Below are 24715 nucleotides of genomic sequence, written 5' to 3'. Positions count from 1 at the left end.
ATGATTGATTCGCCCCGCGTCTGTGTTCAGGTTCAAAGCGTCTACATTGAGTCCCAATCCACACCGGATGAAGAACGTTTTGTCTTTGCTTATACCGTAACCATTCGCAATCTGGGGCGGATGCCCGTGCAGCTGCTCGGGCGCTACTGGCTTATCACCAACGGCAATGGCCGCGAAATTGAAGTCCAGGGTGAAGGTGTGGTCGGTGAACAACCTCATATCGCCCCTGGCGAAGAGTATCAGTACACCAGCGGCGCGGTAATTGAAACGCCGCTGGGCACCATGCAGGGCCATTACGAAATGGTCGATGCCGACGGTAATGCCTTCCGCATTGCCATTCCCGTATTCCGTCTCGCCGTACCTACACTTATTCATTAATCTAATGTCTACATATCTGATTGGCGACGTTCACGGTTGCTACGATGAACTGATCGCATTATTAAAACAGGTCGACTTTATTCCCGAGCAGGACACGCTCTGGCTCACAGGCGACTTAGTGGCGCGCGGTCCAGGCTCGCTGGACGTCCTCCGCTATGTCAAATCTCTGGGCGACAGCGTGCGGCTGGTGCTGGGCAACCACGATCTGCATTTACTGGCCGTATACGCCGGGATCAGCCGTAATAAGCCGAAAGATCGTATTACCCCTCTGCTGGAAGCACCGGACGCCGACGAGTTGCTCAACTGGCTGCGTCGCCAGCCGCTGCTCCAGATTGACGAAGAGAAAAAACTGGTGATGGCCCATGCCGGCATCACGCCTCAGTGGGATCTTGAGACGGCAAAAACCTGCGCGCGCGACGCGGAAGCGGTGCTGGCGAGCGATTCCTATCCGTTCTTCCTCGATGCGATGTACGGCGACATGCCGAACAACTGGAGTGATGACCTCAGCGGCCTGGCGCGACTGCGTTTTATCACCAATGCGTTTACGCGGATGCGCTACTGCTTCCCTAACGGGCAGTTGGATATGTATTGCAAAGATACGCCGGAAAATGCCCCTGCGCCGCTTAAGCCGTGGTTTGCCATTCCGGGCCCCGTGACGAATGAATACAGCGTGGTATTTGGCCACTGGGCCTCGCTGGAAGGGAAAGGTACGCCGGAAAATATCTATGCGCTGGATACCGGATGCTGCTGGGGTGGGGATTTAACCTGCTTACGCTGGGAAGATAAAACTTACTTTGTGCAGCCATCCAACCGACAGCTGGACTTAGGTGAGGGTGAAGCGGTCGCTTCCTGAGGACGTTTATCCTCTCCCACCGGGAGAGGATAAAACCGTTAACGACGTTCCAGAATTTCGAAGCAGTAGCTGTGTGAGTTTTGCGCATCCGCATCGTGAAACTCGCTGAACACGGACTCCCACTCATCCGGATCGTAATCCGGGAAATGCGTATCCCCTTCCACTTCCGCATCAATGTGGGTCAGATACAGCTTCTGCGCTTTTGGCAGGAACTGCTCATAAACACGACCGCCGCCGATCACCATGATCTCTTCGGCATCACCGCAGGCGGCAATCGCTTCATCAACGGACTTAACCCACTGAACGCGATCGTCTGTGCCCGGCTGGCTACTGATCACAATATTCTTACGCCCTGGCAATGGACGACCAATCGACTCCCAGGTCAGGCGGCCCATCACTACCGGCTTGTTTAACGTCGTACGTTTAAACCATGCGAGATCGGCAGGCAGGTTCCACGGCATGGCGTTTTCCATGCCGATAACGCGGTCTACCGCCAGCGCTGCAATCAGACTGATCATTGAAAATTTCCCGGATGCAAAAAATTGCCGCCACTATACGGAAAGCTTAATCTTTCGTCGACTGGCGGCAGGGTAAAGAATTAGAAATTTTTTAATATTGCTGGCAACTCCACTTCACGCGGAGGGTTTACTCTCCGGTTCATCTTCCGGATTACCGGTATGCTTGCCCTCTTCCGTTCCTTGCCAGCCGTGGCGCTGAACCAGCGACAGGTGATTACGATCCTCGTTAATGATCTCCGTCAGCATGGTGCTGGTGCGTTTAAACACCGCTGCGCGTTCGGTTGCCGTACTGCTCGCCATCGCCACCATCTCTTCCACCATCTCATGATTAAAACGGCGGAACAGATCGGCACGCTCACGCGCTTCATACGCGCCAAGCCCCAGGCTTTCCAGCGCCATACGGCCCGATTTGAGCGCCCCTTCGAAGGTTTCACGCTCCGGTGCCGCCACTCCCGCCTGACGCAGCTGGATGTAGTGATCCACATCGCGCGCACGCGAGATAATCGTCAGGTTCGGGAAGTGCTCTTTGACCAGCTCAACCATCTGCATGCTGGTCTCAGGATCGTCGATGGCGTTAATCAGCACCTCGGCCTTCGCCGCGCCGGCGGATTCCAGCAGGTCAACCCGGGTCGCATCGCCGTAAAACACCTTCATATCGAACTTACGCAGCGTATCGACATGGTCGGGATCGTGATCGAGGATAACCATTTTCACACCGCTGGAGAGCAGTAAACGGCCAGTGATTTGCCCGAAGCGGCCAAACCCAGCGATGATTACGCGCGGCTGCTCTTCGTCGATCTCGTCGGCTTCTCGTTCCTGTTCGCTTCCCGCTTTTTCCAGACGCGTCAGCAGCACCAGCAGGATCGGCGTTGCGGCCATCGACAGCGCGACCGCCAGCGTCAGGGCTTTTGCCCATTCCGGATCGAGCACGTTGGCCATTTGCGCCGCGCCAAAGACCACGAATGCAAACTCACTCCCCTGCCCCAGCAGCACGGCAAACCAGCGGCGCTGCGGTTTTGGCACGTTTAACGGACGGGCAATCAGCCACAGCATGGTCATTTTAATAACCAGGAAGCCCACCAGCAGAATGATGATGCGCAGCGGATGGGTGACCAGCGTTCCGAAGTCGATAGACATCCCGACGCCGATGAAAAACAGCCCCAGCAGCAGCCCTTTAAACGGCTCGATATCGCTTTCCAGCGCGTGCCGGTATTCGGAGCTTGCCAGTAAAACGCCCGCGAGGAAGGCACCCATCGCCATCGACAGCCCGGCCTCTTCCAGCAGCAATCCAAAACCAAACACCAGGAATAACGCAACGGCGCTGAACACTTCGCGCAGGCCAGAGCGCGCAACAAAGCGCAGCAGCGGACGCGTTACGTAGCGGCCCAGCAGGATCACCAGCGCCAGCGCGCCGACAACCTTCAGCGCCGAGAGGGCAAATGCTCCCAGCGTCGTTGACGCACCGCTGGTTGCCAGCAGCGGGATCATCGCCACCAGCGGGATCGCAGCAATATCCTGGAACAGCAGAACGGAAAAGGCGCTGCGACCCATTTGCGAGACAGTCAGGTTACGCTCGTTCATTGCCTGCATGGCAATCGCCGTCGAGGAGAGCGCCAGCGTCATGCCGATCAGCTCCGCGACTTTCCACTCCATGCCTAACAAAATGCAGAATCCGCCTAACAGCAGGCCGCAGGCCAGCATTTGCAGAGCGCCTCCGCCAAATACCGAGGCGCGCAGCTTCCACAGCCGCTGCGGATCCAGCTCCAGACCAATCACAAACAGCATCAGCACCACGCCGATCTCTGCAAAATGCAGGATCGACTCGGCATCCGTCACCAGGCGGAAGCCCCAGGGGCCAATGACACATCCGGCAATCAGATAGCCGAGGACCGAGCCCAGCCCCAGACGCACCGCTACCGGCACAATTAATGCCGCCGCGCCGAGGTAAATCAGCGCCTGTATCAGCGTATGGCTATCCATTGTGCGCCTCCTGCCACTCGAGTAAACGTTGTTTGTAGTGACGAGCCTGCGCCTGCAAGGTTTCATCGTCGCAGATAAAGGTACAGTGCATTGCAAAAGGCGGAAGCCAGGTCAGGCCACAGTAAAGGGCGGTAGCCTGAAGCGGCTGCGCCAGCACCTCAAAACCCGGGAAAGCGCCAATTTCAAAGTGGCTTTCACCGCCGCCGGTGGTTACGGCCCACATCAGGCTTTTGCCCTGAAGCGCTTTGCCGTTGTGTCCGTATGCCCAACCGTGCGAGAAGACTTTGTCGATCCACAGTTTCAGCAGCGGTGGCGTACTGTACCACTGCATCGGATGCTGCCAGACGATCAGATCGGCACGAGAGAGCGCCTCCTGTTCGGCGGCGATATCGATATTAAAATCGGGATAGAGTTGATAGAGGGAACGTATCTCTACGTTTTCGAGCGTCCTTGCCTGCTCAAGCATCCGCTTATTCGCGTGCGAGTGCTGCGGATAAGGGTGCGCATAAATTATCAGAATCATTGAGTAGCCTGTTGTTTTACTGCCTTCTTTTACCAGAAGAGTGTAGACAGTAATTCAACAGGCTAATAGTGAATATTATTGACGGGCTAACGTCAGAAAACTGAATTAGTTATCCAGTTCGCCCATGGATTTCACCTGGTCGCGGTTAATTTGTTCAGTCTGACCGGTTTCGGCGTTTTTGTACGACACCAGCCCGGTATCGTCATCCACCTGCGGTTTCCCGTCGGTGACAATTGTTTTGCCATCGGTGGTTTTTACGGCCTGATTGGACGAACAGCCCGCTACGGTGAACATTGCGGTGGCAGCCAGAACGGAAGCGATCAGTAGTTTATTTTGCATGGTGTTTTCCCCTGCTCTCAGTTGAATTTTCGTTATCGACCTAACTATTTTAGGCTAACTGACTGAAAGCGGATGAAAAACCAGAAGGTTCTTAAGATGGGTAAAGAAAACCGTAGGGCGGGTAAGCGAAGCGCCACCCGCCATATGCCCGGCGGCGCTACCGCTTGCCGGGCCTACGCAGATTATTTGCTAATCTGAGCGTGCATTTCCTGCACCGAAATCACCTTCTCGGTGGCGTCCGCATTCAGCGCCATGGCCGTCGCGAAACCGCCGTTCAGGGTGGTGTCGTAGTGCACTTTGTACTGGAGCGCGCTGCGGCGAATCAGCTTGGAGTCTTCAATCGCCTGGCGACCTGCGGTGGTGTTAATGATGTAGGTGTACTCGCCATTCTTGATGCGGTCCTGAATGTGCGGACGACCTTCATGCACTTTGTTCACCAGACGCGGGTTGATACCCGCTTCACCCAGCACAATCGCCGTACCGTGGGTTGCGTCCAGCTCGAAGCCCTGTTTCAGCAGCTTGGCGGCCAGGTCAACCACGCGCTCTTTATCGCCTTCGCGAACGGAGAGCAGCGCACGGCCCGATTTTCTCATGGTAGAGCTGCTGCCCAGCTGCGCCTTGGCAAACGCTTCTGCGAAGGTACGGCCCACGCCCATCACTTCCCCGGTAGAGCGCATCTCTGGCCCTAACAGCGGGTCAACGCCTGGGAATTTGTTAAACGGCAGCACCACCTCTTTCACCGAGTAATACGGCGGGATGATTTCTTTGGTGACGCCCTGCTGCGCCAGCGTCTGGCCAGCCATCACGCGCGCCGCCACTTTCGCCAGCGGAATACCGGTTGCTTTAGAGACGAACGGTACGGTACGCGCCGCACGCGGGTTGACTTCAATCAGGTAAACTTCGTTGTCTTTCACCGCGAACTGAACGTTCATCAGGCCACGAACCTGCAACTCAAAGGCCAGCTTCTGCACCTGCTGGCGCATCACGTCCTGAATTTCCTGGCTCAGCGTGTAGGCCGGCAGAGAACAGGCGGAGTCACCGGAGTGCACGCCTGCCTGCTCGATATGCTCCATGATGCCGCCAATCAGCACCATTTCGCCGTCGCAGATAGCATCCACGTCCACCTCAACCGCGTCGTCGAGGAAGCGGTCAAGCAGCACTGGCGCATCGTTGGAAACGCTCACCGCCGTCTGGAAGTAGCGGCGCAGGTCGGCTTCGTCGTAGACGATTTCCATCGCGCGGCCGCCCAGCACGTAGGACGGGCGCACCACCAGCGGGTAGCCAATCTCTTTCGCCTTCTCAACGGCCATTTCAATGGCGGTTACGGTGGCGTTCGCCGGCTGTTTCAGCTTCAGACGGTCAACCGCCTGCTGGAAACGTTCACGGTCTTCCGCGCGGTCAATCGCGTCCGGGCTGGTGCCGATAACCGGCACGCCTGCGGCTTCCAGCGCGCGCGCCAGCTTCAGCGGAGTCTGGCCGCCGTACTGCACGATCACGCCTTTTGGCTTCTCGATGCGCACGATTTCCAGCACGTCTTCCAGGGTTACCGGCTCGAAGTAGAGGCGGTCGGAGGTGTCGTAGTCGGTAGAAACGGTTTCCGGGTTACAGTTGACCATGATGGTCTCGTACCCGTCTTCGCGCAGCGCCAGCGAGGCGTGTACGCAGCAGTAATCGAACTCGATGCCCTGGCCGATACGGTTTGGACCGCCGCCCAGCACCATGATCTTGTCGCGGTCGACGGACGGGTTCGCCTCGCACTCGTCTTCATAAGTGGAGTACATGTACGCGGTATCGGTCGAGAACTCTGCCGCACAGGTGTCCACGCGCTTGTAAACCGGGTGCAGGTCATACTGGTCGCGCAGCTTGCGGATTTCCGCTTCACGCACGCCCGCCAGTTTAGCCAGACGCGCATCGGCGAAGCCTTTACGCTTCAGCATGCGCAGGAAGTCTGCGTCCAGGCCGTTGATGCCCAGCTCCGCCACTTTCTCTTCCAGACGCACCAGCTCTTCAATCTGCACCAGGAACCAGCGGTCGATGTTAGTCAGGTTAAATACGCCGTCAACGGACAGGCCCGCGCGGAAGGCATCGGCGATGTACCAGATACGCTCTGCACCCGCGTCTTTCAGCTCGCGGCGAATTTTGGTCAATGCTTCAGGGTCGTCCAGGCTCACTTTCGGGTCAAAGCCGGTCGCGCCCACTTCCAGGCCGCGCAGCGCTTTTTGCAGGGATTCCTGCTGCGTGCGGCCAATCGCCATCACTTCACCCACAGATTTCATCTGGGTCGTCAGACGGTCGTTAGCGCCGGCGAATTTCTCGAAGTTGAAGCGTGGGATTTTGGTCACAACGTAGTCGATAGACGGCTCGAAGGAGGCTGGCGTGCGGCCACCGGTGATGTCGTTCATCAGCTCGTCGAGGGTATAACCCACCGCCAGCTTCGCCGCCACTTTCGCAATCGGGAAGCCGGTGGCTTTAGAGGCCAGCGCGGAGGAACGGGACACGCGCGGGTTCATTTCGATAACGATCAGACGACCGGTTTTCGGGTTCACCGAGAACTGCACGTTAGAGCCGCCGGTTTCCACGCCGATTTCACGCAGTACCGCCATCGAGGCGTTACGCATGATTTGATACTCTTTGTCGGTCAGCGTCTGGGCTGGCGCAACGGTGATGGAGTCGCCGGTGTGGATCCCCATCGCATCGAAGTTTTCGATGGAGCAGACGATGATGCAGTTGTCGTTTTTATCACGCACCACTTCCATCTCGTACTCTTTCCAGCCAATCAGCGATTCATCAATCAGCAGTTCTTTGGTTGGGGAGAGATCCAGGCCGCGCTCGCAAATCTCTTCGAACTCTTCGCGGTTGTAGGCAATACCGCCGCCGGTGCCGCCCATGGTGAAGGAAGGACGGATGATGCACGGATAACCTACTTCAGCCGCAACGGCCAGCGCTTCTTCCATGTTATGCGCAATACCGGAACGCGCGGTGTCGAGGCCGATTTTTTTCATCGCCACGTCGAAGCGGCGACGGTCTTCAGCTTTATCAATCGCGTCGGCGGTTGCACCGATCATGGTCACGCCGAACTCTTCCAGCACACCCTGACGCTCCAGCTCCAGCGCGCAGTTCAGCGCCGTCTGGCCGCCCATGGTTGGCAGCACCGCGTCCGGACGCTCTTTCTCGATGATTTTGCGTACCACTTCCCAGTGAATTGGCTCGATGTAGGTCGCATCTGCCATTTCCGGGTCGGTCATGATGGTGGCCGGGTTAGAGTTCACCAGGATGACGCGGTAACCCTCTTCGCGCAGGGCTTTACACGCCTGCGCGCCGGAGTAGTCAAATTCACAGGCCTGGCCGATCACGATCGGGCCAGCGCCAAGGATCAGGATGCTTTTTATGTCTGTACGTTTTGGCATGGTCTTCTCAGCTCCTGATTATTTAGCGGTCTTACGGTATTGCTCGATAAGTTCGATGAAGTGATCGAACAGCGGCGCGGCATCGTGCGGGCCCGGGCTGGCTTCAGGGTGGCCCTGGAAGCTGAACGCAGGCTTATCGGTGCGATGGATGCCCTGCAAGGTGCCATCGAACAGGGATTTGTGCGTCACGCGCAGATTAGCGGGCATCGAGGCTTCATCGACGGCAAAGCCGTGGTTCTGCGCGGTAATCATCACCGTGTTGTTGTCGATGTCTTTCACCGGGTGGTTCCCACCGTGGTGGCCAAACTTCATCTTCACGGTGTTGGCTCCGCTCGCCAGCGCCAGCAGCTGATGGCCGAGGCAGATGCCGAATACCGGAATATCGGTTTCGAGGAAGGACTTGATGGCGTCGATAGCGTAATCGCACGGCGCCGGGTCGCCTGGGCCGTTAGAAAGGAAGATGCCGTCCGGGTTCATCTTCAGCACGTCTTCAGCGGACGTTTGCGCCGGAACCACCGTCAGGCGGCAGCCACGGTCAACCAGCATACGCAGGATGTTGCGCTTGGCACCAAAATCGTAGGCCACCACGTGGACCGGCAGTTCGTTCTCTTTTTTCGCTTCCGGCAGGTCGCCTTCCAGCGTCCAGCTCCCCTGCGTCCAGCTGTAGGCTTCGGCGGTAGTCACTTCTTTCGCCAGGTCCATACCGTTCAGGCCCGGGAAGGCTTTCGCTTTTTCCAGCGCCAGCGTCGCGTCGAGGTTATCCCCTGCGATGATGCAGCCGTTCTGTGCACCCTTCTCGCGCAGCAGACGCGTCAGCTTGCGGGTATCGATATCGGCAATCGCCACAATGTTATGGCGCTTCAGGTAAGAAGAGAGGTCTTCGGTGTTGCGGAAGTTGCTGGCAATCAGCGGCAGGTCACGAATGACCAGGCCTTGCGCATGTACCTGAGAGGATTCTTCGTCAGCCGCATTGGTGCCGACATTGCCGATATGAGGATAAGTAAGAGTAACGATTTGGCGAGAATAGGAAGGATCAGTGAGGATTTCTTGATAACCGGTCATTGAAGTATTGAAAACGACTTCCCCAACCGCCGAACCCGTTGCCCCTATGGCCCGACCGATAAACTGGGTTCCGTCTTCCAGAACCAATAGCGCTGACTTAATCAAAACACCCTCCAGAGAATATTCACTCACTTTATTTGCATATTAATTCATAACCACGTCACGAATCAATGCAAATGTGTTGCCAGCGGATTTTTGGCAAACGGCGGCATTCTGGGGATTTGGCATGTAAAAGTCAACTTAAAACGGGTATTTTGTTTATTCTTTTGCATGACTGGCGGCTTGAATGGGATTTAAAGGGCAAAAAGATCAGGTAAATCATCCTGGGAAACGCTTGCGCGGTAGGTTTTATGGAATTTGAGAGGCGGGAGTGATAAAAAGTGGACCAAATGGTCAAAATTTACATTCAATTCACAGAATAATGGCATAAAACTTAGCTTTATAACCATTAACAACCAAATTTCATCTAAAACAGATAAAATAAGAGGGCAATAAATTATTGCCCTATGCAATCAATACATTACGACTGCAATAACCACATCACGATGGGTAATAATGCTTACAAATTAGTGAGATCAAGCACATCTCGCATATCAAAAAGGCCCTTTTCTTTCGATTTCAGCCACAACGCGGAACGTACTGCGCCATTGGCGAACGTCATGCGGCTTGACGCTTTGTGTGTAATCTCAACACGTTCACCAATATCGGCGAACATCGCCGTATGTTCGCCGACGATATCGCCTGCCCGGACGGTTGCGAAACCAATGGTGCCCGGCACGCGTTCTCCGGTATGCCCTTCACGGGAATAGACTGCGATGTCTTTTAAATCTTTATCCATTGCATAAGCAATCGCTTCGCCCATCGCCAGCGCCGTGCCTGATGGGGCATCAACCTTATGACGGTGGTGCGCTTCAATAATCTCAATGTCGGTGTAGTCGCCCATCACCTTCGCCGCCTTTTCCAGCAGCTTCAGCATGACGTTAACGCCTACGCTAAAGTTCGCGGCAAAGACAATCGCAATGTCGGTGGCTGCATCCTGAATGGCCTGTTTACCCGCATCATCGAAGCCGGTGGTGCCAATCACCATCCCTTTACCGTGCTGGCGGCAAAACGCCAGGTGAGTCAGCGTACCTTCCGGACGGGTAAAGTCGATGAACACGTCAAAGTCATCTTTCACCGCATCAAGGCTGCTCTGAACGGTAACGCCTGTCTTACCCGCGCCGGCCAGTTCACCCGCATCGGATCCCAGCAGGGATGAACCTTCACGTTCCAGCGCCGCGCCGAGTGCCACGCCTTCCATTTGTATTGCCGCCTGAATCAACTGGCGACCCATACGTCCACCCGCGCCCGCAATGGCGACACGGATCTGTGCATCATGCATAGTTATTCTCTTACGTTAAAATGATGTAAACCGTTTTCAGATTAACCAGCCTTCGTAATGGCTGCCAACTGAAAACACCTATAATTAGAATTTAACGTGAAACCGACTCAGATATCAGTAAAAGACATGATTTTGTCGTCACGATAAAGTCCGGGGCAAAAAAAAGGCCAGCACAGGAGGTGCTGGCCTTTCATCAGAAAAGAAGTTATTCCACTTCGCGGGCGTCGATTCGCAGCTCTTTCGGCACTTCGAAGACGATATTCTCTTCGCGGCCTTCGAGCGGAACGGCTTCACCACCGCCCAGCTCTTGCAGGCGGGCAATGACGTTTTGCACGAGGATATCCGGCGCAGAAGCCCCTGCGGTGACGCCGACGCAGGCCGCGTTTTTAACCCACGCTTCCTGGATGTCCGTTGCGTCGTCGATTAAAAACGCCGCCTTGCCCATTCGCTGTGCCAGTTCGGCCAGACGGTTAGAGTTAGAGGAGTTTTTTGAACCGACCACCAGCACCACGTCCGCCTGTTCCGCCAGCGCGCGCACCGCTTCCTGACGGTTAGTGGTGGCGTAGCAGATATCATCCTTACGCGGCCCGACGATTTTCGGAAAGCGCTGGCGCAGGGCGTCAATCACGTCTGAGGTGTCGTCTACGGAGAGCGTGGTCTGGGTCATAAACGACAGACGCGCTTCGTTTTTCACGTTCAGCGTCAGGACATCTTCCGGCGACTCAACCAGATACATCCCCCCTTCCGGGTTGCTGTACTGGCCCATGGTACCCTCGACTTCCGGGTGACCGGCGTGACCAATCAGGATCGACTCTTCACCGCGACGGCTGGCGCGCGCCACTTCCATATGCACTTTGGTGACCAGCGGACAGGTGGCGTCGAAGACGGTCAGATCGCGGCTTTTGGCTTCGTTACGCACGGCCTGCGATACGCCGTGCGCGGAGAAGATCAGGATAGCGCCGTCCGGCACTTCGCTGATTTGCTCGATGAAAATCGCCCCGCGCTCGCGCAGGCTGTCGACCACGTAGCGGTTATGTACCACTTCATGACGCACGTAAATCGGCGCGCCGTAAATTTCCAGCGCGTTTTCAACAATGCTGATAGCGCGGTCTACACCGGCGCAAAAACCGCGCGGGTTAGCCAACAGGATCTGCATTTCAGGCCTCCAGTGCCGGATCGATCTCCAGCACTTCTACATCAAAATGAACGGTACGCCCGGCTAGCGGATGGTTGAAGTCAACGGTGATGGAGTCCCCGTTGATTTCGCGGATCACGCCAGGCATTTCGCTGCCGTCCATAGCGGTAAAGAGCATAATCGCTCCGATTTCCGGCTCGCCCGCATCCATAAACTCACGGCGCGAGAAGTACTGGATCAGATCCGGGCTTGGCACGCCAAATGCCGCGTCCGGCTCAAGCGAAAACGCCTTTGTCTCGCCCTCTTTCAGACCCAGAAGCTGCTGCTCAAGGCCTTCAGACAGGGAGGTGTCGCCCAGACGAAACAGCGCCGGTTTGCCGTTATTGCGGGTGGATTCAGCCGTGGAGCCGTCATCCAGCTTCAGCGTGAAGTGAACGAGTACCGCGCTGTTGCTCTGTACGGATTTAGACATGCAAATTGCTCGCTTGTTTTGCCCGGTGGCGCTGCGCTTACCGGGCCTACATTAACCGTAGACCGGGATCGCTACGCGTCACCCGGCTGGTTTGGTTACGCCTGCTCTTTCGCCGCCGGTTTAGGCAAGAAGCCTTCCAGCACGATTAACGCCGCACCGATGCAAATTGCGCTATCGGCGAGGTTAAAGGTCGCGAAGTGCCAGTTGCCGACGTAGAAGTCGATCATATCGACCACAAAGCCGTGCCACAGGCGGTCAAACAGGTTGCCCAGCGCGCCGCCAATGATCAGCGCGTAGGCGATGTTATTCAGCTTTTGCGTTGCTTTCGAGCGGTACATCAGCACCGCCAGCACAACGCAGATACCCATTGCGATACCTGCGAAGAACCAGCGCTGCCAGCCACCGCTGTCGGCCAGGAAACTAAACGCCGCGCCGTAGTTGCGGGCGTAGTGCAGGTTAAGCGACGGGAACAGCGGGACCGTATCCCCCAGAGCAAAGTTCTGGAGGATCAGGAACTTGCTGCCCAGATCGATAATCAGCACCACCACCACCAGCCACAGCCAGCGCAGTCCTGTTGAACAGAGAGTTTTACTCATCAGGCAAACTTACGTTTTTCGCCGTCACCGGCGACGTTGCTTACACAGCGTCCGCAGATGTCTGCGTGTTCCGCCACCTGACCGACATCGGTAGTGTAATGCCAGCAACGCGGGCATTTCTCACCGTCGGCTTTGCTCAGTGCGACCTTCAGTCCTTTGAGCAGTTCGCTCTGCTGAGCCTCAGCAGACGCGTCAGCATAATCCGCAACTTTCGCACCGGAGGTCAACAGGACAAATCGCAATTCATCGCCCAGCGCCGTCAGCTTCGCCGCCAGCTCCGGTTCGGCGTACAGGGTTACTGCCGCTTCCAGAGAGCCGCCGACTTTCTTGTCAGCACGCGCCTGCTCGATAACCTTGTTCACTTCGCCACGCACTTTCAGCAGCTCGTCCCAGAAGGCATCGTTCATCGCTTCGGTGCTGGAGAGATCGAACAGACCTTCGTACCACTCGCCGGTGAAGACATACTTCTCACGCTCGCCCGGCAGGTAACCCCAGATTTCATCGGCGGTGAAGGACATGATCGGCGCCATCCAGCGCACCAGCGCTTCTGCGATATGGTACAGCGCAGACTGACAGCTGCGGCGCGCCACGCTGTCCGCTTTCGCGGTGTACTGACGGTCTTTGATGATGTCGAGGTAGAACGAGCCCATCTCGATGGAGCAGAAGCGCATCAGGCGCTGCACCACTTCGTGGAAATCGTAAGACTCGTACGCTTTCAGGATGTCTTCCTGCGCCGCTTTCGCGCAGCCTACCGCCCAGCGATCGAGCACGACCATCTCTTCCGGCTTCACCATATCTTTTACCGGATCGAACCCATTGAGGTTCGCCAGCAGGAAACGCGCGGTGTTACGGATACGACGATAGCTGTCGGCAGCACGTTTCAGGATCTCGTCGGACACCGCCATTTCGCCGGTGTAGTCGGTAGAGGCTACCCACAGACGCAGGATGTCCGCGCCCAGCTTGTTCATTACGTCCTGCGGTGAAACGGTGTTACCGATGGACTTGGACATCTTACGGCCCTGGCCATCCACGGTGAAGCCGTGGGTCAGTACCTGACGGTAAGGTGCTTTGCCCTTCATGGCGGTGGAGATCATCAGCGATGACATGAACCAGCCGCGGTGTTGGTCAGACCCTTCCAGATACATGTCGGCAGCGTGACCGGCGAACTCAGGGCGCACGTCAACCACGGAGGCGTGGGTTGAACCGGAGTCGAACCACACGTCCAGAGTATCCGGCACTTTCTCGTAGTTATCCGCGTCCGCGCCCAGGATGTCGCGGGCGTCGAGATCCCACCACGCCTGAATGCCGTCAACTTCAACGCGCTTCGCCACTTCTTCCATCAGTTCCAGGGTGTTCGGATGCAGTTCCTGCGTCTCTTTGTGCACGAACAGCGACATCGGCACGCCCCAGGTACGCTGGCGGGAGATACACCAGTCAGGACGGTTAGCCACCATGGATTCGATACGCGCCTGGCCCCAGTCCGGGATCCACTGCACGCCCTTGATCTCTTTCAGGGACTGCTCGCGCAGTCCTTTCTGATCCATGCTGACGAACCACTGCGGCGTCGCACGGAAGATGATCGGCGTCTTGTGACGCCAGCAGCACGGATAGCTGTGCTGCATTTTTTCAACGTGCAGCAGCGCACCGCGTTCACGCAGCATCTCAACGATGATGTCGTTGGCTTTAAAGACGTTGATACCGTCCAGCGCCGGATAGGTGCCAGGCAGGTAAGACCCGTCCGGGCCAACCGGGTTGGCGATTTCCAGACCGTATTTCAGGCTGATGTTGTAATCGTCAGGACCGTGACCGCCAGCGGTATGCACCGCACCGGTACCCGCGTCCAGCGTGACGTGGTCGCCCAGGATCGCCGGAACGTCGAAGTCCAGGAACGGGTGTTTGAAGCGCATCAGCTCCAGCGCGTCGCCTTTCACGGTGCCCAGCACGGTGTAGTTGGTGATGTTCGCGCGCTTCAGCACGCTTTCAACCAAATCTTTCGCCAGGATAACCGCGCGGCCGTCAACCTGCACCAGCGCGTACTCAAACTCGCCAGAGAGAGAGATTGCGCGGTTGGCTGGCAGCGTCCACGGGGTAGTGGTCCAGATAACCAGCGAGATCGGGCCGCTTACGCCAGGCAGACCGAATTTAGCTTTGATCGCGTCCTGATCGACCGCTTCGAAAGCCACGTCGATAGAAGGAGACGTTTTGTCGTAATACTCCACTTCGGCTTCTGCCAGCGCAGAGCGGCAGTCCACGCACCAGTGCACCGGCTTAGCGCCTTTGTGCAGGTGACCGTTACCGATGATTTTGCCCAGCGCCCGGATGATGTTGGCTTCGGTTTTGAAGTCCATGGTCAGGTACGGGTGCGACCAGTCGCCCAGCACGCCCAGACGGATAAAGTCTGCGCGCTGGCCGTCAACCTGGGTGGCGGCATATTCGCGGCATTTCGCGCGGAACTCAGCGGCGGTGAACTTCTCGCCTGGCTTGCCGTACTCTTGCTCAACTTTCAGCTCGATTGGCAGGCCGTGGCAGTCCCAACCCGGAACGTAAGGCGAGTCATATCCCGCGAGTCCTTTGGACTTCACGATAATGTCTTTCAGAATCTTGTTTACAGAGTGACCAATATGAATGCTGCCATTCGCATATGGAGGGCCATCGTGCAGAATGAAGGTTTTTTTGCCTTTTTTGGCTGCACGAATGATGCCGTACAGGTCATCATCGGTCCAACGCGCCAGCATTCCCGGTTCGCGCTTGGCGAGATCGCCGCGCATCGGGAACCCTGTTTCCGGCAAATTCAGGGTTGATTTATAGTCACTCATCAGATTCTCGGTTCCGTATTTATCACGTAGGCAGTTAAGCCGGTTCTAAAGCCCAAAAAACTCGCGGGCCGTCAATTCATCTCGCGCGATTTGCGCCTTAAGTTCATCCAGCGAAGCGAATCGCTGTTCATTGCGTATTTTTTTACGCAGTATCACATCTATATGGCGACCGTAGAGGTCCATTACAACGTCCAGCAGGTGTACTTCTAACTGTTGACGCACACCGGCAACCGTTGGACGCGTGCCAATGTTGGCGACGCCGTAGAAAGGCTTCTCGCCCAGTCCTGCCACTTCCACCGCATATACCCCTTTAACCGGGGAGACCTGACGACGCAGCGGTATGTTCGCCGTCGGGAAACCTATCGTGCGGCCCAGCGCATCGCCATGGACCACGCGACCTGAAATCGTGAACGGGTGGCCCAGCAGCGTTTCTGCCGTGTCCAGATCATCGTTCGCCAGCGCCTGGCGTACCGCCGTGCTGCTGACGCGTACGCCGCCCTCGCAGAAGGTCATCGTACTGGTGACGTCAAACCCGTACTCCAGACCAGCCTTCTGTAATAACAAGAAATCGCCCTGACGACCAGCGCCAAAGCGGAAATCATCCCCTACCGCGAGGAACTGCACGCCAAGCTGCCTGACCAGCAGATCGCTGACAAAGTTTTGTGCGGTCAGCGCGGCAAATCGACGGTCGAAACGTACGCACAGGACGTAGTCCACGCCGGACTCCGCCAGATAGCGTAACTTCTCGCGCAGGCGGGTCAGCCGTGCGGGGGATTTCTCGCCCGCAAACAGCTCCAGCGGCTGAGGCTCGAAAATCATCACCACGACGGGCAGGCCTCGCGCCTCGCCTTCTTTACGCAATCCCTGCAACAGCGCCTGATGCCCACGATGCACGCCGTCGAAATTACCAATGGTCAGCACGCACCCGCGCGGGGCTTGACTGAGATTATGTATGCCGCGTATCAGCTTCATGACTGGCTCAAAACAGTGAAAATCGCCAAAGTATACCTTGTACAGCGGTTAAGGTTAACCGGCGATTGTTCACGCGAAACAGAAAGCCGTATGATTTCATCACGCTGACCTTTCACAGCAAAAAAATCTGCCCGCGAACAGCGTTTTTTACGCCGAAAAGCTGTATTCACGGACGACAAGCTGGTAGAATCCTGCGCCATCACTACGTAACGTAGCGTCGCCACATTAACGGCGCTTATTTGCACAAATCCATTGACAAAAGAAGGTATAGAGGGCATATTCCTCGGCCTTTGAATTGTCCACATAGATCATATTTGGGAGTTGGACCTTGGCTAATATCAAATCAGCTAAGAAACGTGCCGTTCAGTCTGAAAAGGCTCGTAAGCACAATGCAAGCCGTCGCTCTATGATGCGTACTTTCATCAAGAAAGTATACGCAGCAATCGAAGCTGGCGACAAAGCTGCAGCGCAGAACGCATTTAACGAAATGCAACCAATCGTGGATCGTCAGGCTGCTAAGGGTCTGATCCACAAAAACAAAGCAGCGCGTCATAAAGCAAACCTGACCGCGCAGATCAACAAACTGGCTTAATCGCCACTTGTTGTTGCTTGTTTGAAAGAACCCGCTTAACGCGGGTTTTTTTATGTCTTCAGATTGCCGGTGGCGTAAACAGCGCCGAGTAGTCCCGGTTGCAGATACGCTGCACCGCGGGGTGCTGAATCATCCTTTCGGCGAATATGGCGTGATACTCTTCCATCACGTTTTCCACCCTGCCAATCTCCGTAATCTTGTCGTCTGAATAGAGATCGTGCGCGTACAGCGTCGGGGCAACGAAGATCGCGTTGTGCGCCTCGCCAAAGGCTTTCATCAGCGCGGCATCGTCAAACTCACCGAGGATTTCCACGTTCAGCCCCTGGGAGTTAAACCAGTTCAGCAGCTTACGTCCGAGCATTGACCGTCTTCCCGGCACCAGCAAACGGCGCTCTTCCAGGCAGGCCGGAAACGGTTTTTCCGGGGGCGGATTGATGCACCAGAAGCTGACGCCGCATTCGCCAATTTTCACCGAGAACAAGCCTTCCTGCTGGGTGGAGTCGATGGGGCAATCCGAGATAATCATATCCAGCTTATGCTGGCTCAGCTGTTCCAGCAGCATCTCGTGGGTGGACTCAAAGCAGCGTAAATGAATCTGTTCATCTTCCACCACCGCCGCATCCAGCACGCCGCTTACCAGCCGTTTGGATAGCGCATCCGCCACGCCCACGTCAAAGAGCAGGTTAGACTCTTTGCGATAGTTAACGATATCCAGCATCTCCTGGCTCAGGGTGAACATCTTGTCCGCGTAACGGAACACCAGCTCACCCAGCTCGCTCGGCTCAATGCCACGCCCTTTCCGCTTAAAAAGCTTGCCCTGCAAGCGCTCTTCCAGGGCTTTGATTTGTCCGGTAATGGTCTGTGGCGTCAGGTAGAGCGCCTCAGCGGCTCCCACGACCGAGCCCTGCTTGTAGACATGCCAGAAGTAATAGAGATGGTTGTAGTTCAAATGAGACATCACGTTTTCACTCCCTGATAGTTTATCGGGAGGAGGCTTCCCTCCTCCCGGTTTCCCGTTATGCCTGGACAGCCTGTCCGGACAACTTCACCTTCAACAAGGTATAGCCGATAACCGCGGCCAGCAGCGACCCGATAAGAATGCCGAGTTTCGCCCAGACGATAAGCTCAGGCGCGCTTGCGCCAAACGCCAGCGTCGAGATGAAGATCGACATGGTGAATCCAATACCGCACAGCACCCCGACGGCCATAATCTGACTAAAGGTGGTCCCGTTTGGCAATGACGCCAGCTTAAGCTTCAGCGCCAGCCAGCAGAACAGGCTGATGCCCAGCGGCTTACCGATAAACAGACCGGCGATAATACCCAGCGGCAGCACGGAGGTGAGGCCGTCCAAAGTCACCCCTGACAGGGAAACGCCCGCATTGGCAAACGCAAACAGCGGCAGGATCATAAAGCCTACCCACGGGTGAAGCACGTGCTCTAACTGTCTGGCAGGCGATTTGCCGTCCTGCTCCTTCAGTGGGATGAAGAAACCAACGATGACGCCCGCCAGCGTGGCGTGCACGCCGGATTTCAGCACCGCCGTCCACAGCACCATTCCCACCAGGATATAAATGCCCGTGCGTCGGACGTTGAAGACGTTCAGCAACGCCAGCACCGCGATAGCCACGGCCGCCACGCTCAGCGACAGAACGGACAGATCGCTGGTGTAGAACAGCGCGATAATCACGATAGCGCCCAGGTCATCGATAATCGCCAGCGCCATCAGGAAAATTTTCAGTGCTACCGGGACGCGGCTACCGAGCAAGGCTAATACTCCGAGCGCAAACGCGATATCCGTTGCGGCCGGGATCGCCCAGCCGTCGCGCGCAACCGGATCCTGCCACGTGAACGCGAGGAAGAGCAGCGCCGGCACGATCATCCCGCCAATCGCCGCGATCGCAGGGAACGCCGCGCGCTGACGGCTGGCAAGCGAGCCGCTCACCAGCTCACGTTTGACCTCCAGGCCCACCAGCAGGAAAAATACCGCCATCAGCGCATCGTTGATCCACAGCAGCATGTTTTTGTTGATTTCCAGCGCCCCGACCTTCAGCTCGACGGGCGTTTCCAGAAATGCGTGATAGAGATCGCGCGTCATACCCATATTGGCGAGCAGCATGGCGGCCGCAGCAGCAATAATCAGGATGACGCCGCCGGATGCCTCACTGCTAAAGAAACGGTGTAGTAATTTCACGTTAATTCTCTCTTTTACAACAATACCTCGGTAAAACCATAATATCAGCGCAAACAGATCGGTAAAAACAGATTAATATTGGGTATGGATTCAGTTTAACCGAGCAATAACGCTGTAAAGAAAAAGCCCGAAATCGCTTCCGGGCTTTAAAGGATAGTAACCAGCTGACGGGTTAGCGGGTTAAATCATCGAAGAATTTTTTGACGCCATCGAAGAAGCTTTTGGAGCGCGGGCTGTTTTTCTCACCCGTCGGGCCGCCAAAACTTTCCTGAAGCTCTTTCAGCAGCTGTTTCTGCTTGTCGTTCAGGCCAACTGGCGTTTCGACTACCACGCGGCATAGCAGGTCGCCCTGCGCGCCACCGCGAACGGATTTAACGCCTTTGCCGCGCATACGGAACAGCTTGCCGGTCTGCGTTTCGCCCGGCACCTTCAGGTTCACGCGACCGTCCAGCGTCGGCACTTCGATTTCGCCGCCCAGCGCCGCCATCGCGAAGTTGATCGGCACTTCGCAGTACAGGTTGTTGCCTTCACGCTCGAAAATGGCGTGCTGCTTCACCTGAACCTGAACGTACAGATCGCCTGCCGGTGCGCCGTGCTCGCCCGCTTCGCCTTCGCCTGCCAGACGGATGCGGTCGCCCGTATCAACGCCTGCCGGGATCTTAACGGACAGGGTTTTGGTTTTCTCAACGCGACCGTGGCCGTGACACTTGTTGCACGGATCTTTGATCAGCGTACCGCGACCGTGACAGTGCGGACACGCCTGCTGCACCGCGAAGAAGCCCTGGCGCATCTGCACCTGACCGGAACCGTGACAGGTTGGACAGGTTTGTGGCTGAGTCCCCGCTTTCGCGCCGCTGCCGTGGCAAACGTCACACTCTTCCAGCGTCGGAATACGGATCTCTTTGGTGACGCCGCGAACCGCTTCCTCCAGCGTCAGCTCCATGTTGTAGCGCAGGTCTGCGCCGCGTGCCGCGCGCTGACGACCACGACCGCCGCCGAAGATATCGCCGAATACATCACCAAAGATATCGCTGAAATCAGCGCCGCCGCCGAAGCCGCCGCCACCAAATCCACCGCCGCCCATGCCGCCCTGTTCAAAGGCCGCGTGACCATACTGGTCATAAGCCGCGCGTTTTTGCGCGTCGGTCAGGACTTCGTAGGCTTCTTTAATCTCTTTAAATTTGGCTTCAGCCTCTTTATCACCCTGATTGCGGTCCGGATGATATTTCATGGCCAGGCGCTTATACGCCTTTTTGATTTCACGCTCTTCCGCAGTTTTCGGAACGCCTAAAATCTCGTAATAGTCTTGCTTTGCCATTGGTTTTTTTAAGCCCCTTAACATGCGAGCACGGGCGTGGAGAATTCTCCTACGCCCGTGCCGATTAATTACCCTGCATCAGGGCGATTATTTTTTATCTTTCACTTCTTCGAACTCAGCGTCGACAACGTCGTCGTCTTTCGCGTTGTTCGCCGAAGCATCAGCGCCCGCCTGCTGCTGTGCGTGCTGCTGCTGAGCGATTTCCATCAGTTTCTGAGAAACCTGTGCCAGCTCCTGCATCTTCGCTTCGATGTCCGCTTTGTCTTCGCCTTTCAGAGACGTTTCCAGCGCGCTCAGTGCAGTTTCGATCGCAGTTTTGTCTTCCGCTGGCAGTTTATCGCCCGCTTCTTCAACCTGCTTACGGGTGCTGTGCAGCAGATGGTCACCCTGGTTACGGGTCTGAACCAGCTCTTCGAACTTACGGTCGGATTCCGCGTTAGCTTCGGCATCACGAACCATTTTTTCAATTTCCGCTTCGTTCAGGCCAGAAGATGCCTTGATAGTGATCTTCTGCTCTTTACCGCTGTTTTTGTCTTTCGCAGACACGTGCAGGATACCGTCAGCATCGATGTCGAAGGTGACTTCGATCTGTGGCATACCGCGTGGCGCCGGGCTGATACCGTCCAGGTTGAACTGACCCAGAGATTTGTTATCTGCCGCACGCTTACGCTCACCCTGAATCACATGGATGGTTACCGCAGACTGGTTGTCTTCAGCGGTAGAGAACACCTGGCTGTGTTTCGTCGGGATAGTGGTGTTTTTGTTGATGAGCGGAGTCATCACGCCACCCATGGTTTCGATACCCAGAGACAGCGGGGTAACGTCCAGCAGCAGTACGTCTTTCACTTCACCGGTCAATACACCACCCTGAACCGCAGCACCGATAGCTACCGCTTCGTCCGGGTTCACGTCTTTACGTGGCTCTTTACCAAAGAATTCAGCCACTTTCTTCTGAACCATTGGCATACGGGTCTGACCACCTACCAGGATAACGTCCTGAATGTCAGACACGGACAGGCCAGCGTCCTGCAATGCAACTTTCAGTGGCTCGATAGAACGGTTCACCAGGTCTTCTACCAGGCTTTCCAGTTTCGCACGGGTCACTTTGATGTTCATGTGTTTAGGACCGGTCGCGTCTGCGGTGATGTACGGCAGGTTCACGTCGGTCTGCTGAGCGGAAGACAGTTCGATCTTCGCTTTCTCAGCGGCTTCTTTCAGGCGCTGCATCGCCAGCGGGTCGTTACGCAGGTCAATGCCCTGATCTTTCTTGAACTCGTCAACGAGGTAGTTGATCAGACGGGTATCGAAGTCTTCACCACCCAGGTGGGTATCACCGTTGGTTGCCAGAACTTCGAAGGTTTTTTCGCCGTCAACGTCGTCGATTTCGATAATAGAGATATCGAAAGTACCACCACCCAGGTCGTACACCGCGATAGTACGGTTGCCGACTTCTTTATCCAGACCGTAAGCCAGCGCCGCTGCGGTTGGTTCGTTGATGATACGTTTTACTTCCAGACCTGCGATACGGCCAGCATCTTTGGTTGCCTGACGCTGAGCATCGTTGAAGTAAGCAGGTACGGTGATAACAGCTTCAGTTACCGGTTCGCCCAGGTAATCTTCTGCGGTTTTCTTCATTTTCTTCAGCACTTCAGCAGAGATCTGCGGAGGTGCAGTTTTGGTGCCTTTCACATCAAGCCATGCATCGCCGTTATCGGCTGCGATGATTTTGTAAGGCATGATGGAAACGTCACGCTGAACTTCTTCGTCCTGGAAGCGGCGGCCAATCAGGCGTTTGATCGCAAACAGGGTGTTTTGCGGGTTTGTCACTGCCTGACGTTTAGCCGGCTGACCAACCAGAGTTTCACCATCCTGGGTATAAGCAATGATAGAAGGCGTGGTGCGATCGCCCTCGGCGTTCTCCAGCACGCGTGCAGTAGTGCCATCCATAATCGCTACACAAGAGTTGGTAGTACCCAGGTCGATACCAATAATTTTACCCATCTAAACGTCTCCACTAAAAATTCAGTCAACATGTGGTTGTGTACCTGTAATAAGGGCAGAACGTGCTTTTTCAACTGCCCAGATTTGATTTTTTTCAGGTCCACACACTGCGGTTGCTTACAAGATGGGGTCGCAACGTCATCCATCAAGGGGGAGACATAAAAAAATTTTTAATTTCACCCTGATGAGATCATAGACGGCACCGATGCCGCCCATTATGATGCCGCGCCCTGTCAGGTAGAACTGACGCGGGTTTAACCATTTCACCATTTTAATGATGATTTTTTTGAGGACTTATGGGCAACACTAAGTTGGCTAATCCGGCTCCGCTGGGCCTGATGGGTTTTGGCATGACCACCATTCTGCTGAACCTGCACAATATCGGGATGTTCCCGATGGACGGCGTAATCCTGGCGATGGGCATTTTTTACGGCGGTATCGCGCAAATCTTCGCGGGCCTGCTGGAATATAAGAAAGGCAATACCTTCGGCTTAACCGCCTTTACCTCTTACGGTTCGTTCTGGCTGACGCTGGTCGCGATTCTGCTGATGCCTAAAATGGGCCTGGCGGATGCGGCAAACGCCCACTTCCTGGGTGTGTACCTGGGACTGTGGGGCGTCTTCACCCTGTTCATGTTCTTCGGCACCCTGAAGGCGAACCGCGCACTGCAATTCGTCTTCCTGAGCCTGACCGTGCTGTTCGCCCTGCTGGCAATGGGTCACCTGGCGGATAACGAAGGCATCGTTCACGTTGCCGGCTGGGTCGGTCTGGTGTGCGGCGCAAGCGCTATCTACCTGGCAATGGGTGAAGTGCTGAACGAACAGTTCGGCCGCACCGTATTACCGATTGGTGAAAAACACTGATCCCTCTGTCGTGCCCGCATCGCGGGCACGATAACCCCCAGACTGACGAAGCCATATCCCCAATACCAGCCCCATCAGCGATAACGCCAGCACGTACCACGCTGGTGCGAGCGGCGACACGCCCATCAACACCGTAACCACTATTGGCGTCAGCCCACCGAAAATGGCATACGAGACGTTATAAGAGAACGAGATCCCGGTGAAGCGTACCTCCGGCGGGAAGGCACGGACCATCACGTACGGTACGGCGCCAACGACCCCCACGCACAGCCCAACGATGCCGTACAGCAGGAACAGCTGTTCAGGATGGGTGCCCGCCAGATGATAAAAAGCCCAGCTCGACGCGGCCAGCAGCAGGCTGCCGACGATAAAGGTCACGCTGGCGCCAAAACGATCCGCCGCCAGCCCGGCGGCCAGACAACCAAAGCAGAGCATAATCGTCGCGATGCTGTTCGCCTGCAACGTTACCGCAGGCGCAAAACCGTACTGCTTTTGCAGCCAGACCGGCGACATCAAAATGACCACCACGATACCCGCAGACAGCAGCCAGGTGAGCAGCATCGACACCACCACCGCTTTTTTATGCCGCACAACCACCGTTTTCACCGGCAGTTCTTGTGCCAGCGTCTTCCGCTGCTGCATTTCCAGAAATATTGGCGTCTCCTGCAACCAGCGACGCAGGTACATCGCCACCAGCCCGAACGCTCCACCCAGCAGGAAAGGAATACGCCAGCCCCAGTCGTGAACGGACTGCTGCGTCATGCTGGTATTGATGAGGGTTGCCACCACGGAGCCAAGCAGAATGCCAACCGTTAGCCCGGCCGTCAGCGTTCCGCACGCAATGCCGATGCGCCGCGCCGGGACGTGCTCGGCGACAAACACCCACGCGCCCGGCACTTCTCCACCAATGGCCGCGCCCTGGAGCACGCGCATCAGCAGCAGCAATAACGGAGCGATAATGCCCATCGACGCATAGGTCGGCAAGAGGCCAATGGCCAGCGTCGGCACGGCCATCAGCAGAATACTCAGGGTAAACATCTTCTTGCGCCCGACCAGATCGCCAAAGTGCGCCATGACGATGCCGCCCAGCGGACGCGCCAGATAACCGGCAGCAAAAATGCCGAAGGTTTGCACCTGGCGCAGCCATTCCGGAATATCCGCCGGGAAGAACAGCGCACCCACGACGGCGGCGAAGAAGACGAAGATGATGAAGTCGTAAAACTCCAGCGCGCCGCCTAAGGCAGCGAGCGTGAGGGTTTTGTAGTCCTGTCGATTCAGAGGTCGGGCGTTATGTGACATAGCGAACCATTGTGCGTG

At 56.2% G+C, this 24715-nt stretch carries 21 protein-coding genes and 1 pseudogene; 4 read left to right on the top strand and 18 right to left on the bottom strand.

From position 1 onward, the window contains the following. Together apaG and apaH are read left to right on the top strand one after the other, a co-directional pair. Positions 1–378 (top strand): Co2+/Mg2+ efflux protein ApaG, encoded by a 378-nt coding sequence (gene apaG / locus DBR02_RS14225; RefSeq protein ID WP_003856425.1) that lies wholly within the window; start codon positions 1–3, stop codon positions 376–378. Positions 379–382: 4 nt separating this feature from the next. Next, entirely contained in the window at positions 383–1231 is an 849-nt protein-coding gene (apaH, locus tag DBR02_RS14220) for a bis(5'-nucleosyl)-tetraphosphatase (symmetrical) ApaH (RefSeq protein ID WP_107534673.1), read from the top strand. Between the two features lie 38 nt (positions 1232–1269). Here the strand turns inward: apaH and folA are convergent, their stop codons facing one another. The 13 genes and pseudogenes from folA to DBR02_RS27155 form a co-directional block, all read right to left on the bottom strand. Further along, complete coding sequence (folA, locus tag DBR02_RS14215) at positions 1270–1749, bottom strand: type 3 dihydrofolate reductase (protein WP_003856431.1); 480 nt, start codon at positions 1747–1749, stop codon at positions 1270–1272. Positions 1750–1863: 114 nt separating this feature from the next. Next, positions 1864–3729: a glutathione-regulated potassium-efflux system protein KefC gene (gene kefC, locus DBR02_RS14205; RefSeq protein ID WP_107534672.1), complete on the bottom strand. Its 1866-nt coding sequence runs from the start codon at positions 3727–3729 to the stop codon at positions 1864–1866. Next, positions 3722–4252 carry a glutathione-regulated potassium-efflux system oxidoreductase KefF gene (kefF, locus tag DBR02_RS14200; protein ID WP_107534671.1) on the bottom strand — a complete coding sequence of 177 codons (531 nt, stop codon included), beginning with the start codon at positions 4250–4252 and terminating at the stop codon, positions 3722–3724. The genes kefC and kefF overlap by 8 nt, the downstream gene beginning before the upstream one ends. Positions 4253–4357: 105 nt before the next feature. Beyond that, entirely contained in the window at positions 4358–4591 is a 234-nt protein-coding gene (locus DBR02_RS14195; RefSeq protein ID WP_003856439.1) for a YgdI/YgdR family lipoprotein, read from the bottom strand. 182 nt (positions 4592–4773) lie between these two features. Continuing rightward, a complete protein-coding gene (carB, locus tag DBR02_RS14190) occupies positions 4774–7998 on the bottom strand; it encodes a carbamoyl-phosphate synthase large subunit (RefSeq protein ID WP_023315370.1) in 3225 nt (1074 codons plus the stop codon). 18 nt (positions 7999–8016) lie between these two features. After that, complete coding sequence (carA, locus tag DBR02_RS14185; RefSeq protein WP_107534670.1) at positions 8017–9165, bottom strand: glutamine-hydrolyzing carbamoyl-phosphate synthase small subunit; 1149 nt, start codon at positions 9163–9165, stop codon at positions 8017–8019. Between the two features lie 454 nt (positions 9166–9619). After that, positions 9620–10441: a 4-hydroxy-tetrahydrodipicolinate reductase gene (dapB, locus tag DBR02_RS14180; RefSeq protein WP_064910144.1), complete on the bottom strand. Its 822-nt coding sequence runs from the start codon at positions 10439–10441 to the stop codon at positions 9620–9622. A 205-nt stretch (positions 10442–10646) separates the two neighbouring features. Continuing rightward, positions 10647–11597, bottom strand: a complete 951-nt coding sequence (gene ispH / locus DBR02_RS14175; protein ID WP_028015471.1) for a 4-hydroxy-3-methylbut-2-enyl diphosphate reductase — start codon at positions 11595–11597, stop codon at positions 10647–10649. A 1-nt stretch (position 11598) separates the two neighbouring features. Beyond that, positions 11599–12048, bottom strand: a complete 450-nt coding sequence (gene fkpB, locus DBR02_RS14170; protein ID WP_063867427.1) for an FKBP-type peptidyl-prolyl cis-trans isomerase — start codon at positions 12046–12048, stop codon at positions 11599–11601. 95 nt (positions 12049–12143) lie between these two features. After that, on the bottom strand, positions 12144–12644 hold the full coding sequence (lspA, locus tag DBR02_RS14165; RefSeq protein WP_063867426.1) for a signal peptidase II: 501 nt from the start codon (positions 12642–12644) through the stop codon (positions 12144–12146). Continuing rightward, the gene (gene ileS / locus DBR02_RS14160) at positions 12644–15460 is read right to left on the bottom strand and encodes an isoleucine--tRNA ligase (RefSeq protein WP_107534669.1); all 2817 of its coding nucleotides are present in this window, start codon (positions 15458–15460) and stop codon (positions 12644–12646) included. The genes lspA and ileS overlap by 1 nt, the downstream gene beginning before the upstream one ends. A 45-nt stretch (positions 15461–15505) precedes the next feature. Beyond that, positions 15506–16432: a bifunctional riboflavin kinase/FAD synthetase gene (gene ribF / locus DBR02_RS14155; protein ID WP_063450695.1), complete on the bottom strand. Its 927-nt coding sequence runs from the start codon at positions 16430–16432 to the stop codon at positions 15506–15508. A 7-nt stretch (positions 16433–16439) separates the two neighbouring features. Then, a pseudogene (locus DBR02_RS27155) lies at positions 16440–16645 on the bottom strand (DUF2575 domain-containing protein); the annotation flags it as partial. Positions 16646–16760: 115 nt separating this feature from the next. On the opposite strand from DBR02_RS27155, the gene rpsT reads away from it, so the two are divergent. Beyond that, positions 16761–17024, top strand: a complete 264-nt coding sequence (rpsT, locus tag DBR02_RS14140; RefSeq protein ID WP_003856458.1) for a 30S ribosomal protein S20 — start codon at positions 16761–16763, stop codon at positions 17022–17024. Positions 17025–17082: 58 nt separating this feature from the next. Here the strand turns inward: rpsT and nhaR are convergent, their stop codons facing one another. The 4 genes from nhaR to dnaK form a co-directional block, all read right to left on the bottom strand. After that, positions 17083–17982 carry a transcriptional activator NhaR gene (gene nhaR / locus DBR02_RS14135; RefSeq protein WP_063450696.1) on the bottom strand — a complete coding sequence of 300 codons (900 nt, stop codon included), beginning with the start codon at positions 17980–17982 and terminating at the stop codon, positions 17083–17085. Between the two features lie 58 nt (positions 17983–18040). Beyond that, a complete protein-coding gene (nhaA, locus tag DBR02_RS14130) occupies positions 18041–19216 on the bottom strand; it encodes a Na+/H+ antiporter NhaA (protein WP_107534667.1) in 1176 nt (391 codons plus the stop codon). A gap of 172 nt (positions 19217–19388) precedes the next feature. Next, positions 19389–20534, bottom strand: coding sequence for a molecular chaperone DnaJ (dnaJ, locus tag DBR02_RS14125; protein ID WP_063450698.1), 1146 nt, complete (start codon positions 20532–20534; stop codon positions 19389–19391). 87 nt (positions 20535–20621) lie between these two features. Further along, positions 20622–22535, bottom strand: a complete 1914-nt coding sequence (gene dnaK / locus DBR02_RS14120; RefSeq protein WP_063450699.1) for a molecular chaperone DnaK — start codon at positions 22533–22535, stop codon at positions 20622–20624. 296 nt (positions 22536–22831) lie between these two features. Between dnaK and satP the strand changes: the two genes are divergently transcribed. Further along, positions 22832–23398 (top strand): acetate uptake transporter, encoded by a 567-nt coding sequence (gene satP / locus DBR02_RS14115; RefSeq protein ID WP_063450701.1) that lies wholly within the window; start codon positions 22832–22834, stop codon positions 23396–23398. On the opposite strand, the gene DBR02_RS14110 is transcribed toward satP, so the two are convergent. Beyond that, on the bottom strand, positions 23375–24697 hold the full coding sequence (locus DBR02_RS14110; RefSeq protein WP_107534666.1) for an MFS transporter: 1323 nt from the start codon (positions 24695–24697) through the stop codon (positions 23375–23377). The two genes, satP and DBR02_RS14110, sit on opposite strands and share 24 nt — an antisense overlap. Between the last annotated feature and the right edge of the window lie 18 nt (positions 24698–24715).

Origin of the sequence: Enterobacter cloacae complex sp. (genome assembly GCF_900322725.1) — a bacterium.
Taxonomy (GTDB): domain Bacteria; phylum Pseudomonadota; class Gammaproteobacteria; order Enterobacterales; family Enterobacteriaceae; genus Enterobacter; species Enterobacter quasihormaechei.
This window is presented reverse-complemented; position numbering and strand designations above follow the sequence as displayed.

What these genes read in the sequence shown, in the direction of transcription:
- apaG (WP_003856425.1), top strand. Translation starts at nt 1, where the DNA reads ATGATTGATTCGCCCCGCGTCTGTGTTCAGGTTCAAAGCGTCTACATT.
- apaH (WP_107534673.1), top strand. Translation starts at nt 383, where the DNA reads ATGTCTACATATCTGATTGGCGACGTTCACGGTTGCTACGATGAACTG.
- folA (WP_003856431.1), bottom strand. Translation starts at nt 1,749, where the DNA reads ATGATCAGTCTGATTGCAGCGCTGGCGGTAGACCGCGTTATCGGCATG.
- kefC (WP_107534672.1), bottom strand. Translation starts at nt 3,729, where the DNA reads ATGGATAGCCATACGCTGATACAGGCGCTGATTTACCTCGGCGCGGCG.
- kefF (WP_107534671.1), bottom strand. Translation starts at nt 4,252, where the DNA reads ATGATTCTGATAATTTATGCGCACCCTTATCCGCAGCACTCGCACGCG.
- DBR02_RS14195 (WP_003856439.1), bottom strand. Translation starts at nt 4,591, where the DNA reads ATGCAAAATAAACTACTGATCGCTTCCGTTCTGGCTGCCACCGCAATG.
- carB (WP_023315370.1), bottom strand. Translation starts at nt 7,998, where the DNA reads ATGCCAAAACGTACAGACATAAAAAGCATCCTGATCCTTGGCGCTGGC.
- dapB (WP_064910144.1), bottom strand. Translation starts at nt 10,441, where the DNA reads ATGCATGATGCACAGATCCGTGTCGCCATTGCGGGCGCGGGTGGACGT.
- ispH (WP_028015471.1), bottom strand. Translation starts at nt 11,597, where the DNA reads ATGCAGATCCTGTTGGCTAACCCGCGCGGTTTTTGCGCCGGTGTAGAC.
- fkpB (WP_063867427.1), bottom strand. Translation starts at nt 12,048, where the DNA reads ATGTCTAAATCCGTACAGAGCAACAGCGCGGTACTCGTTCACTTCACG.
- lspA (WP_063867426.1), bottom strand. Translation starts at nt 12,644, where the DNA reads ATGAGTAAAACTCTCTGTTCAACAGGACTGCGCTGGCTGTGGCTGGTG.
- ileS (WP_107534669.1), bottom strand. Translation starts at nt 15,460, where the DNA reads ATGAGTGACTATAAATCAACCCTGAATTTGCCGGAAACAGGGTTCCCG.
- ribF (WP_063450695.1), bottom strand. Translation starts at nt 16,432, where the DNA reads ATGAAGCTGATACGCGGCATACATAATCTCAGTCAAGCCCCGCGCGGG.
- nhaR (WP_063450696.1), bottom strand. Translation starts at nt 17,982, where the DNA reads ATGTCTCATTTGAACTACAACCATCTCTATTACTTCTGGCATGTCTAC.
- dnaJ (WP_063450698.1), bottom strand. Translation starts at nt 20,534, where the DNA reads ATGGCAAAGCAAGACTATTACGAGATTTTAGGCGTTCCGAAAACTGCG.
- dnaK (WP_063450699.1), bottom strand. Translation starts at nt 22,535, where the DNA reads ATGGGTAAAATTATTGGTATCGACCTGGGTACTACCAACTCTTGTGTA.
- satP (WP_063450701.1), top strand. Translation starts at nt 22,832, where the DNA reads ATGGGCAACACTAAGTTGGCTAATCCGGCTCCGCTGGGCCTGATGGGT.
- DBR02_RS14110 (WP_107534666.1), bottom strand. Translation starts at nt 24,697, where the DNA reads ATGTCACATAACGCCCGACCTCTGAATCGACAGGACTACAAAACCCTC.